The 11,907-nt window shown below is 50.6% G+C and carries 14 protein-coding genes; 7 read left to right on the top strand and 7 right to left on the bottom strand.

Annotated features, from left to right (window positions below; all coding sequences use genetic code 11):
• The first annotated feature begins 22 nt into the window (after positions 1-22).
• From BLP55_RS11440 to BLP55_RS11450, 4 genes are all read left to right on the top strand, one after another.
• A complete protein-coding gene (locus tag BLP55_RS11440; protein ID WP_091144025.1) occupies positions 23-754 on the top strand; it encodes a DNA alkylation repair protein in 732 nt (243 codons plus the stop codon).
• Positions 751-1,263: a GNAT family N-acetyltransferase gene (locus BLP55_RS11445; RefSeq protein ID WP_091144028.1), complete on the top strand. Its 513-nt coding sequence runs from the start codon at positions 751-753 to the stop codon at positions 1,261-1,263. Before BLP55_RS11440 ends, BLP55_RS11445 begins: the two co-directional genes overlap by 4 nt.
• A 102-nt stretch (positions 1,264-1,365) precedes the next feature.
• Entirely contained in the window at positions 1,366-1,536 is a 171-nt protein-coding gene (locus BLP55_RS17025; RefSeq protein WP_170826856.1) for a hypothetical protein, read from the top strand.
• Positions 1,537-1,545: 9 nt separating this feature from the next.
• Positions 1,546-2,781: a TPR end-of-group domain-containing protein gene (locus BLP55_RS11450; protein ID WP_091144031.1), complete on the top strand. Its 1,236-nt coding sequence runs from the start codon at positions 1,546-1,548 to the stop codon at positions 2,779-2,781.
• Positions 2,782-2,815: 34 nt separating this feature from the next.
• Here the strand turns inward: BLP55_RS11450 and BLP55_RS11455 are convergent, their stop codons facing one another.
• Entirely contained in the window at positions 2,816-3,964 is a 1,149-nt protein-coding gene (locus BLP55_RS11455; RefSeq protein WP_091144035.1) for a hypothetical protein, read from the bottom strand.
• 58 nt (positions 3,965-4,022) lie between these two features.
• Positions 4,023-4,364, bottom strand: a complete 342-nt coding sequence (locus BLP55_RS11460; protein ID WP_394331924.1) for a PadR family transcriptional regulator — start codon at positions 4,362-4,364, stop codon at positions 4,023-4,025.
• Positions 4,365-4,962: 598 nt separating this feature from the next.
• Between BLP55_RS11460 and BLP55_RS11475 the strand changes: the two genes are divergently transcribed.
• Positions 4,963-6,372: an alpha-amylase family glycosyl hydrolase gene (locus BLP55_RS11475; RefSeq protein ID WP_091144045.1), complete on the top strand. Its 1,410-nt coding sequence runs from the start codon at positions 4,963-4,965 to the stop codon at positions 6,370-6,372.
• A gap of 4 nt (positions 6,373-6,376) precedes the next feature.
• On the opposite strand, the gene BLP55_RS11480 is transcribed toward BLP55_RS11475, so the two are convergent.
• On the bottom strand, positions 6,377-7,498 hold the full coding sequence (locus tag BLP55_RS11480; protein WP_091144048.1) for a cysteine desulfurase family protein: 1,122 nt from the start codon (positions 7,496-7,498) through the stop codon (positions 6,377-6,379).
• Positions 7,499-7,589: 91 nt separating this feature from the next.
• On the opposite strand from BLP55_RS11480, the gene BLP55_RS11485 reads away from it, so the two are divergent.
• The gene (locus BLP55_RS11485; RefSeq protein ID WP_091144051.1) at positions 7,590-8,570 is read left to right on the top strand and encodes a hypothetical protein; all 981 of its coding nucleotides are present in this window, start codon (positions 7,590-7,592) and stop codon (positions 8,568-8,570) included.
• Here the strand turns inward: BLP55_RS11485 and BLP55_RS11490 are convergent, their stop codons facing one another.
• The 3 genes from BLP55_RS11490 to rocD are packed head-to-tail and all read right to left on the bottom strand — an operon-like array spanning position 8,571 to position 10,589.
• Complete coding sequence (locus BLP55_RS11490) at positions 8,571-9,125, bottom strand: Smr/MutS family protein (RefSeq protein ID WP_091144055.1); 555 nt, start codon at positions 9,123-9,125, stop codon at positions 8,571-8,573.
• A complete protein-coding gene (locus BLP55_RS11495) occupies positions 9,112-9,294 on the bottom strand; it encodes a hypothetical protein (RefSeq protein ID WP_091144059.1) in 183 nt (60 codons plus the stop codon). The genes BLP55_RS11490 and BLP55_RS11495 overlap by 14 nt, the downstream gene beginning before the upstream one ends.
• Positions 9,295-9,344: 50 nt before the next feature.
• The gene (rocD, locus tag BLP55_RS11500) at positions 9,345-10,589 is read right to left on the bottom strand and encodes an ornithine--oxo-acid transaminase (RefSeq protein ID WP_091144063.1); all 1,245 of its coding nucleotides are present in this window, start codon (positions 10,587-10,589) and stop codon (positions 9,345-9,347) included.
• Positions 10,590-10,787: 198 nt separating this feature from the next.
• On the opposite strand from rocD, the gene BLP55_RS11505 reads away from it, so the two are divergent.
• Positions 10,788-11,261 carry a hypothetical protein gene (locus BLP55_RS11505; RefSeq protein WP_091144067.1) on the top strand — a complete coding sequence of 158 codons (474 nt, stop codon included), beginning with the start codon at positions 10,788-10,790 and terminating at the stop codon, positions 11,259-11,261.
• Positions 11,262-11,313: 52 nt separating this feature from the next.
• Here BLP55_RS11505 and BLP55_RS11510 read toward each other — a convergent pair whose 3' ends face one another.
• On the bottom strand, positions 11,314-11,724 hold the full coding sequence (locus tag BLP55_RS11510; RefSeq protein WP_091144072.1) for an OsmC family peroxiredoxin: 411 nt from the start codon (positions 11,722-11,724) through the stop codon (positions 11,314-11,316).
• Between the last annotated feature and the right edge of the window lie 183 nt (positions 11,725-11,907).

Here is an 11,907-nt window from a genome sequence, read left to right on the forward strand (position 1 = left end):
GACCGCACACAATCGACGATAAATGGCTACAAACCTAACAGCCAAAGCGTTTGGCGAAAAACTCCAAGCAATGGCTTCGGCCGAGGAAGCGCAAAAATCGCTGCGCTATTTCAAAACCGAAAAAGGGCAATATGGCGAAGGCGACCAATTCATCGGCGTGCGCATGGGCAACATTTTCAAACTCGTCGTCGAATTCGCCGACATGCCCATAGCCGAACTCGAAAAATTGCTCGACAGCCCGATCCACGAATACCGTGCGGGCGCCGTGAGCATCATGGACAAGGCCTCGCGCAAAAAGAAACTGCCCGACGAGCGCCGCAAGGCATTTTTTGATTTGTATGTGCGCCGGCACGACCGCATCAACAACTGGGATCTGGTCGATTTGGGCGCATTGCACATGGTGGGCATGTACCTTAAGGACAAGCCGCGCGACATCCTTTACCGATGGGCAACGTCCGACAACATTTGGGAACGGCGATCGGCCATTGTGGGTACGGCGCATCTGATTCGGCAAAAAGATTTGGACGATACGTTCAAGATTGCCGAAATACTCGTCAGCGATACACACGATTTGATCCACAAAGGCGTGGGTTGGATGTTGCGTTTTGCGGGCGACAAAGACCATGCAAGGTTGTTGGCTTTTCTCGACAAGCACGCCGCGACCATGCCGCGAACGATGTTGCGTTATGCGATCGAAAAATTCGATGCCGGTGCGCGCAACCACTACATGAATCTCAAAAACGCAACGTCGTGATCCTTGAAACGCAACGGCTCATTCTGCGGGAGTTCGAACCCGACGACGCGCGCCATCTGTTTGCGCTCAACGCCGTTCCCGACGTGATCAAATACACCGGAGATCCGCCGTTCCAGAGCATTGCCGAAGCGCGTAGTTTTATCGACAATTACGACCAATACCGCAAGTTCGGTTACGGACGTTGGGCCGTCATCGGCAAGACCCATGGTGAATTCCTGGGGTGGTGCGGGCTCAAATACGATGCGGCGCGCGACGAAACCGACCTCGGGTTTCGGTTTTTCAAACAATACTGGAACCATGGGTTTGCCACCGAAGCGGCCAAGGGTTGTCTGGACCACGGATTCAACAAACTGGGTCTGCAAAGCATTGTCGGACGCGCGATGAAACAAAACACCGCGTCAATACGCGTACTCGAAAAAATAGGGATGCTGTTCGAACGCGAAGCAACCGTACACCACGGCGACTGCGGGATGATCTACCGTATCGCGGCCACGGATTTAAAAATCTAACCGTATTCTGTAACATTTTGCCGGGCATCGGGTCTAATGCGGTAATCATCACCCGAAGCGTTGCAGGAATCTTGCAGCGGCGAGGGAAAAATCATCAATCAAATGAAGTCATTACTCGTACCGGGGCTCATCACCCTACTGCCGTTTCTGCTGTGCTTTTCGTTGTGCTATTTCGTATGGCATGCGTTGGCCATTCAATTTTCGCAGCGCAAGTCATGGGCAACCACCCCATCCGTCTCATCGAACATCTACAAAATTCCGGTTTCCCGTTAACGCGCCACGATGAAAAAGTCTATCTTTTTACTGCTGCTATGTACGCAGTGGCTTTGGGCGCAGGATGCGTCCGAGCTTGAAAAACGCGCCAACGATTGCTACAGGGCCAAATCGTACCACGAGGCCGGTGTCCTTTACAAAAAATCGGCAGACCACGCGTGGATGAACGCCGCACGAAAGAAACAATATTACAATGCCGCCTGTGCCTTCGCGCTATCGGGTGAAAAAGACAAGGCGTTCGAAAACCTGGGCTTGATGCTCAAATACGGTTATTCGAACCGCGAACAACTTGAAAACGACACCGATCTGCAATCCTTACACGATGACATCCGGTGGCAAAACGCGTTGTCCTCGATCAAGAAAAAGGTCGCCGACAGCCCGCACAAATCCAAATACTTCACGACCGACATCGACTTGTTCTACCGCGCATTCGACCTTGCCTTAAAAGACCCGGCCAGGGCCGCCGAAATCTTCAGGAACGAGTATTTCGCCAAAGGAACCGACGGATTGCAGGATTTTTTCATCGGCAAGATAAACGACGAACAAAAGTTTGCACAAACCGTATTGAAGCTCAAGGATTTTTATGCACAGTCCCGCGCGACCCTGGCGCAAACCAACGCGCTTAGGGGCCCTGTGCGCAAGTACGCCTCCAAGTTTGAAGAATTGTACCCGCAAGCCGTTTTTCCCGATGTCTATTTTGTGGTTGGCCGACTCAGTTCGAATGGGACGATTTCGGACAACGGACTGTTGATCGGCGCCGAACAAATGAGCAAAACGCCCCAAACCGACACGGCGCACTGGAACGATTGGCAACGCGAATGGGTCATGGATTTCGGGCAAATTCCTGTAACGGTCACGCATGAACTCGTACATTTCAACCAAAATGGCATGAAACGCGAAAATACGTTGTTGTGTTACGCGCTTTTCGAAGGATCGGCCGAATTCATCGCCGAACTGATCACTGGCCAAACCGACGGCAACTATGCTACATTCAAAGGGCACGAACAACGCATTTGGAACGATTTCGAGACCGAACGCCGCAACGATACTTACGACGATTGGATAGAGGCCCAACCCAATCGACCGCGGAACGCACTGTATTGGGCCGGATACATGATCTCGAAGGCCTACTACACCAATGCTTCCGACAAGAAAAAAGCCATCGCCGACATACTTAACATACAAGACTACGAATCGTTTTTTGCCCAAAGCGGCGCGGCCGATTTTATAAAAGCGCTCCAATAAAAAATCCGCCCGAGGGCGGATTTTCTTTTCTTAATCAACGCGAGGCAAGCAACCGCCGCTGGTTTTGCAACACCATGAGTTGCACCTGGCTCAGGTTGTTGAGCAACGTGCGTACCCTTTCGTGCGGATCCAATGCCGTAGGTGCCAACGCTATCGGATCGAAGTTCACCGTATTTTTGTGGGCCTGGTTGTATCGTTCGATTTGCTTTTGCAACGTTTGGAGCTTTTGCGCTTGCTCGGGCGCATCGGACCAGTACACTTGCGCATACGTCTCGCTGATCCAGGTGCCATTTTTCTCGAAATCGCGGTCGATGCGTTTCAGGCCGGTCTCGCTTTCTACGAGGAACGTCTTGATTTCGTCGCACAACTGGCTGATCGCAAGGCCATCGGCTTGCGTCGACGGATCGGACGACATTTGGGCCAACAGTTGCGCCTCGGATTGAACAATACGCTCGTTACGCAGGAAATAATCGGTGTAGGCCACATAATCTTTCTTGGTTCCGCCCGGTGCGCGCACCAGGATCAGCACCAACGCACATCCGGCAAACAACAACACCGACGATACCACCGTGTTGACCTTGGTTTGCGGGTTGCGGATTCCTGCAAAAAAATAAATGGGCAAGAAAACAAACAGCACGATGCCAAGCGCCACCGCGCACATCATATTCGCCCCCGGCCAATGCATGACCTTGAACAAAATCCCAAGGCTCATCAAAATACCCGCAAAGGTACCCACGCCCGCAACCACCTTGTCCTTGGCATGCTGCTGTTCCTTGACCTTGAGCGTAAACAACAACGGCAAAAACACCAAACTGAGCACCGCGACGCCCAGCACCAACATCACCGCCGCACCCGGCAGGTGTAGAAACTTCAAAACAATCCCTATGAGCAACAATCCAGTCGACATTGCGCCGCTGGCCAACATGATTTTCTTCATGACATAATAGTTTTTATGGGTTAGTAAATGGATGGTCTCTGTTTCTATCTCGGCAAGGTCCTTTTTGTAGAACCGTGTAATAGCCGATTGATAGAACTGCTCGAAATCACCATCGTCGTCGAGCTCCCGCTCAATGACACAACAAACGTGGTCCAACAGGTCTTGCTGCAGGCTGACCATGGCAACGCCCCGTGCACGAAGGTCGTCGCTGATGAAATCGATTTGCGTATCGGTGAGGTGGTACATTATTTATTATTTATTATTTATTATTTATTATTTATTCTTTATTCTTTATTGCTATTCCTTATTGGCCCATGGCCGGTTTGATGTCGAGCAGGAATTGCATCGTTTGGATAAAGTCGGCCAGTTCGCTAACTTTTTCCTCAATTTTTGTCTTGCCTTTCGGGCTCAGGCTGTAGTATTTGCGTATGCGTTTGCCGATGAATTCGGTTTCGGTCGTGACAAGTCCGTCGGCTTCGAGTGCGTGTAACGTGGGATACAGCGCGCCTTCGGTGATCTGGATTTTGTTGCCCGTGAGTTCCTTGACGCGCTGCGTGATTTCGTAGCCGTACATGCGCTGGCCTTCGAGTTGTTTGAGCACGATGGTTTTGAGCGTTCCTTTGATGAGTTCCGAGGAGTAAATCATGGTTTATTTTCTATTGTTATTTTTTATTTGGGCGTTGCCGCAATCATCATCTTCGTCAAATCGAATCTTGGGTGCGGCCGGGCTTTTCGCTTTATCTTTTGCAGCCTACGCTTTGCTCCGGCCACAAAAGTATGCCGCTTCAATCCCTAACGCAAATATACATAAGAAAATTATGTATAAACAAATTATGTATGTGAATTTCTTCGAATTTTTTCAAAATCCGTGAATTGGTGCGGGTTTATGATCGGTTATTATCATATAAAAATCAACCGGTTACAACAAAAAGTATCAAAATACTCCCCTAAAAGAATAGAACAATCATCGAACAAACACCACGCATCCGGTTTCAAAAACCCCATGCTTATGTCCAAAACATCCAAAAAAAAAACAGAAAATGATAGGAGTAAGTAGTAACCAGAAAACTTTAACAAAATGTACAGAAAATCTGTATCCAAGTCTCGTCGGGAACCCGTAGGGGATACCTTCATAGCCCCCTTCCCTACGGTAAAAATACATTTTTTAAACATGCCGCTGTTACAGAAAAACTGTACATTTAATATCCGAACGTTGGCGACGTCCATTCCAAAATCATACTACCATGCACAAACTACACAAAATTGCCGCAACCTTCTTCCTGATCACTTTGATCGGTTGTTCCAAATCCGAAACCAAAACCACCACGACACAACTGTCAAACAATACAGCATTCCAGCCCAAAGCCTACGTTCAACTCAAGCACCCCGACTGGTCCAAAAACGCCACCATCTACGAAGTCAACATCCGTCAATACACGCCCGAAGGCACGTTCAAAGCATTCGAGGCGCACCTGCCGCGGCTCAAGGCCATGGGCATCGACATTTTGTGGCTCATGCCCATCCACCCCATCGGCGTCGAGAAACGCAAGGGAACGCTCGGCAGCTATTATTCGGTCAAAGACTACTATGGTATCAACCCCGAGTTCGGCACCAAGCAAGATTTCAAGCACCTTGTCGATCAAATCCATGCGCTCGGGATGCACGTGATTGTCGATTGGGTCGCCAACCATTCGGCCTGGGACAACCCACTGGCCAAACAACATCCCGACTGGTATTCGAAAACACCCGAAGGAAACTTCCAGCCCACACCATGGTACGATTGGGACGACGTCATCGACTTTGATTTCGACAACCCCGAGTTGCGCCAATACATGACCGAAGCGCTCAAATATTGGGTCAAGGATTTTGACATCGATGGGTACCGTTGCGACGTCGCGGGGTTTATTCCTGTCGATTTTTGGGAAAACGTCCGTCGCGAGCTCGACCAGATCAAACCCGTCTTTATGCTTGCCGAATGGGAGTCGCGTGATTTGCACGCCCACGCTTTCGACATGACCTATTCGTGGAGCCTGTGGGAAAAGATGACGGCAGTGACCAAAGACCACAAACCCATCGGCGGCCTGGTTGAATACCTCGCGCACGACGTCAGCACCTTCCCGCGCGATGCCTACCGCATGACGTTTACCGACAACCACGACAAAAACTCGTGGGAAGGCAATCAGTTTTCGAATTTTGGCGAAGCACTCGAGGCGGCCACCGTGCTGTGTGGAACAGTGAACGGCATGCCTTTGGTGTACAGCGGACAGGAAGCCGGGCTCGACCGCTCGTTGCAGTTTTTCGACAAGGATTTAATTGACTGGAAGACGCATCCGCTGGCCACGATCTACACCAAACTTTTCGAACTCAAACACCGCAACCACGCGTTGTGGAACGGCAAGCTAGGCGGCGTGATGGTGCGTATCGACAACGACAAACCGCAACAAGTCATCAGTTTTTCGCGTAGCGCAAACGGCGATAAAGTCATTCCGGTGGTCAACTTCAGCGACAAAAAGGCAACGGTAAAACTCGATTCGAAATACGAAAAAGGAACCTACCGCGAGTTGTTCAGCGAAAAGGAAGTCGAATTGAGGGGCGACGACGTGTTTACGCTAGGGCCATGGCAATACCTGGTCCTGGTCAAACAAAAACCGTAGATTTTTATACCGATTGCAGTACCGAAATCAGGTAATCGATGTCGTCCTTGGTGTTGTAATGGCTCAACGAAATGCGCAACGACGGTTTGCACAAATCTTCTTCCGACAGGATCTCGGCCAACACATGCGACGGCCTTAAACTACCCGACTGGCATGCGCTGCCCCTAGAAACGGCAATGCCCTTCATGTCGAGATGGAACAATATCATGGCCGTCTTTTCCTCGGGAAGCGGCAGCAAAATGTTGGCGATGTTGTACAACGGACTGGCGCCATTGACCTTGAACCCGCGAAAATGAATCTGCAATTGCGCGAGCAGATGATCCCTAAGCTGGGCGATTTTGGCCTGCTCGGAACCCAATTCAGTATACGAAATCTCAAGCGCCTTGGCCATGCCCGCGACATTGTGCACCCCCTCGGTCCCGGCGCGCAAGCCTTTTTCCTGTTCGCCGCCCCAAATCATTGGATGCACGACCAATCCCTTGCGCACAAACGCAAAGCCAATCCCTTTGGGTCCGTGGAACTTGTGCGCGCTCGCCGACAAAAAATCGACGGGAATTTGTTGCAAATCGATCGCGACTTTACCGACCGATTGCACCGCATCGGTATGAAAATGCGCACCATACTGCTTGCACAGTCTTGCGGTTTCGGCCAAATCGAGCACCGTCCCGATTTCGTTGTTGACGTGCATCAGCGATACCAGTGTCGGGACGTTTTCGGCCAATAATTCAGACAGATGGTTTAAATCGACGAGACCGCCTTCGGTTAAATCGACATAATCGACCGCGATCGAAAATTCGTCGCGCAACACCTCGAGCGTGTGCAGCACCGCATGGTGCTCGATCTTGCTCGAAATGATGCGTTCGACCTTTAAATCGACAATGGCGCTGCGCAAAATCCAGTTGTTCGACTCGGTGCCGCACGAGGTAAAAATAACCTCGGACGCCTGTGCGCCGATTTGCTTGGCGATGGTCTTGCGCGAAAGTTCGAGTATGTTTTTGGCGCTTCGGCCAAAGCTGTGCGTCGAAGACGGGTTACCGAATTCTTCCTGCATCACCTGGGCCATCTGTGCAATGACTTCGGGCCTGATCGCAGTGGTGGCGGCGTTGTCGAGGTATACTTTTTTCATCGGCGCTAAGGTAACAAATAGTCCTGTTAACAGAAACCTAATTCGTTGCCGTTGTCTATTAAATTCCTATTTTTGCTCCAAATTGAACGTTATGAAAAAGTTTTTCGGGTTGCTGATTTTGGTAGGACTGCTGGCTTCTTGCGACGATGGCGATGTCACCGTAGACACCATCACCTTTGACGATGTCGACGCCAAGACGTGCGGGCTGCTCGTTTACAAACTCACCGAAAACCAGGCGATGATCATCACCCTGCCCAGCGGCAGCGATGCTTTTGTCAACGAACCGACCGCTGCGGGAAATCCGCGTACGAAAACCATAGGCGGCGGCATCAACGTCACGTTCAGGACCTACAGCGGTACGGTGACCGATCCGGTACTGTGCACGACCCCGGCGCCGATTTCGCCCATCGCCACCACCGAATGGCTTGCCACCGCCGGAACCGTCGAGATCACGACCACACCCGTTTACAGCGAACCCAATCCCGAAACCGGACAGATCCGTTTGAACCGGTACCGACACGCAGTCGTATTCCGCAACATCAAGTTCGCCAAACCCGATGGCACCGACCAATCGTATTCGGAGTATGTATTCGGCAACTATTTCACGAATCCAACCTATAGCCTACCGTTGAGTTTTGTGCCAGAAAATGTGGCCTTGTGTCCGTCGACCAATACGTTTTACAATGCGCAAAATGGCGGCAAGGAAGGATTGTACATCCAGAACTTCGACGCGGCGTTGCTCTCGACCGACAATTTGGGTGTAGCCAAAACGGCCGTCATCGGGCAAGCCAACAACCGTGTGGTTTACCGCTACTTCATCGGCACCTTGCCTTCGGGCGGCAACCAGGACTACTTTTGCTCGTCGGGCACCACACTCGCGACGCCTCCTGGAACGGCCGAGGAGTGGATCGCCGCCGACGGCAACAACGGCAACGGCATTGTAGAAGTCACCACGACCTTGTTCGGCAGCGGGTACAAACACACCATCAGGCTCAGAGGCGTGACGTTTGTCAAGGGCGCAAGTTCGTTCTATTACGGGAACGACATCCTGATTGGCGAACTGATCCAGTAATCACCTGTTTTGTTTGAACAACACCTCGGTGGCGCCCTGCCCATACTTTTGGTAGCTGGCGTCCTGGAAAACGATGTTGTCGTAACGCGCGAGCATAAAATCGAGTTCGGCCTTTAAGATGCCCTCGCCCACGCCGTGTATGAAAACAATTTTGGGGATGCGGTTTTTGATCGCAAAATCGATGTGTCGCTTGGCGGTCTCGGTTTGCAAAGTCAGGATATCATAATTGCTCATCTGCTTGAAATTCTTGACGAGTTTTTCGATGTGCAGGTCAAATTCGGGAACACCGGCTTCACGCGCTGGCTTTTTTTCTTTGACAAAACTGCGCGGCTTGGGTTCTTCTTTTTCTTTTTTGACTTGATTTAAATTATGACTTCCGGTATTCTTGTATAAATTATTGGAATCGTTTAATTTAATTATCTCGTTGACATTAAATGTCATCATGAACCCATCGTCGGTTTCAACCGTTGCAACATCGTTTTGCACCGATACCACCACGCCGTCGATGGCTTCGTCGAGCACCGAAATACGATCGCCTTTACTAAACTTCATCATCGTCGTTGGATTGGTTTTTACTCGGTGTTTTAGAACTGAGCCACATCATCCCGCCCATAAAAAGGACGAGCCCGATCACGGTAAGCCATACATTCTTGGGCGACGTACTTTGCGCATAAAAGGCCAACGCAATACCGGCCGCCATCAGCAACAGGATTAATTTTTTCATGGGATAAAGGTAATGTTTTGGCGTAAAAAAATCCGCCGGAGCGGATCGTTTTATCTTTCGAATTGTTGCAGCGTTCGCGTGATGATCCCGACACATTCGAGCAACTGCGGCTCGGTCATGACCAACGGCGGCGCAAAACGGATGATGTTGCCGTGCGTTGGCTTGGCCAAAAGCCCGTTGTCGCGCAGGGCCATGCAAATGTCCCATGCCGTCGAGCTTTCTTCGACATCGTTGATCACTATGGCATTGAGCAGGCCTTTCCCGCGCACCAATGTAGCGATGTTCGAGTTTTGGATGTATGCCCCTATTTTTTCGCGGAAGATGATGCCCAAACGTTCGGCATTTTGCGCCAATCGCTCCTCCTCGACCACTTCGAGTGCAGCCACGGCCACAGCGGCCGCAATCGGGTTTCCGCCAAAAGTGGAACCATGCTGCCCCGGTTTGATGACATTCATGATGGAATTGTTGGCCAATACTGCCGAAACCGGATACACGCCGCCCGAAATGGCCTTCCCAAGAATCAGTACATCGGGTTGGACATTTTCGTGGTGTACGGCCAGCAACTTGCCTGTACGGGCGATGCCGGTCTGGACTTCGTCGGCGATGAACAGCACATTGTATTGCTCGCACAACGCCTTGGCCTTGGCCAGATAACCCTCGGACGGTACATAAACGCCCGCTTCGCCTTGGATCGGCTCGACCAGGAATCCTGCCACATTCGGCGACGATTGCAGCGCTTGCTCCAAAGCCTCGAGGTTGTCGTATTCGATTTTGATGAAACCATCGGTGTAAGGCCCAAAATTCCTGCGCGCATTCTCGTCGTTAGAGAACGAGATGATGGTGGTGGTACGTCCGTGGAAGTTGCCCTCGCACACAATGATCTGCGCCTGGTGTTCGGCCACGCCTTTGACCTCGTAGGCCCATTTGCGGCATAACTTGAGCGCTGTCTCGACGGCTTCGGCGCCGGTGTTCATCGGCAGCATTTTATCGAAACCAAAATATTGGGTCACGAATTGCTCGTAAGGCCCCAATTGGTCGTTGTAAAATGCGCGTGAGGTAAGCGTCAAGGTTTGCGCCTGCTGCACCATGGCCCCTACGATTTTTGGATGGCAATGCCCCTGGTTGACGGCCGAATACGCCGACAGGAAATCATAGTACTTCTTCCCTTCTACATCCCACACATACACGCCCTCGCCGCGTGACAACACCACCGGCAGCGGATGGTAATTGTGCGCCCCGTACTTGTCCTCCAACGCGATAAGCTCCTCCGAAGTGATTTTTTCTAAAACTGACATTACAACTGTATTTTTTAAATAGTTTTCTACAATTCCTTCTTGTGGAGAGAAATCATCCAATTTTCGTCAAAAATAATCAATATAATTCAAAAATCAATCGTTTTCGTGACTGAGTTTCATCTGTTAAAAAACCTGCTAAAATTGTAAACCACAACCTAAAAACCTATTTTTGGCCACAATCTCTAAAAGAAACCTCAAATGAAAAAGATTTTATTTCCCATCGTAGCCGCGTTGTTCATTGTTTCGTGTTCGTCTGACGAGACTTCAGTTTATGTCCCGACCATCCCGACGCCATCGACCAATACGCTAAAGGCCACCATCAACGGTACCGAATATACGTTCGACACGTTCCAGGTAGATACCCAAACGCACACCACGCCAGACCACACCTATGTCGACCTTGAGGTGCGCGCGACCATTTCGACCGATGCTACCAAGGAAATCAGTTTCAGCCTCGAACAGGATGTCCCGGGCACAGAAACCATCTATTTCTTTTACCTTATGAACGGCGACGAAGAATTCGATACAGACCATACCGGCGCTGCGTTCACGCACAATGTGACCACCAATGCCAACAAACACATCGTGGGTACGTTCTCTGGCGCGCTGGCAAGATTCGACAACTCCAGTACAGCCGAAATCACCAACGGGTCTTTCGACATCAAATACTAAACTTCAAAGAAAACAGCCATAAAAAAATCCTCAATCGAGGATTTTTTTTGTTTTAGGCCAGTGTCGCCTTCGACGAAATGGCGGCGTTGAACAACCGCGAAATCGGACAGTTTTTCTCGGCCTTGGTCACGAGCTCCAGGAATTTGTCGTTCGAGATTCCCGAAATCTTGCCGGTTACCGTCAAATCGGAGTTGGTGATGGTGCCTTCGGTCATTGTGATGACACAATTGGTTTCGATGCTTTCGATCGCAAAACCTTCTTCGCCTATAAAAGCCGAAAGTTGCATCGTAAAACAGCCCGCGTGCGCCGCGGCTACCAATTCTTCAGGATTTGTACCCACGCCGTCCTCGAAACGCGTCTTGAACGAATACTGCGTGCTGTCAAGTGTTTTGCTTTGGGTGGTGAGTTTGCCCGCGCCTTCCTTGAGCGAGCCTTGCCATACGGCCGTTGCTGATCTTTTCATGGTGTGTTGTTTGCGTTAAGCCATAAAGTTAGCGCTTTTACACGCAGAATTTGTTAGCCAAAAGTTATTTTTTGTTGGGGCGTTTCCGCGCATTTGCGTTTTTGCTTCCAGATCGGCCATCGCTGCGCGGTCGCGCTTTCCGCGGTGCACGGCACCTTGCTTCAATCGCTAACGCAAACGCCT

The sequence above is a fragment of the Flavobacterium caeni genome (assembly GCF_900101895.1).
Lineage (GTDB): Bacteria > Bacteroidota > Bacteroidia > Flavobacteriales > Flavobacteriaceae > Flavobacterium > Flavobacterium caeni.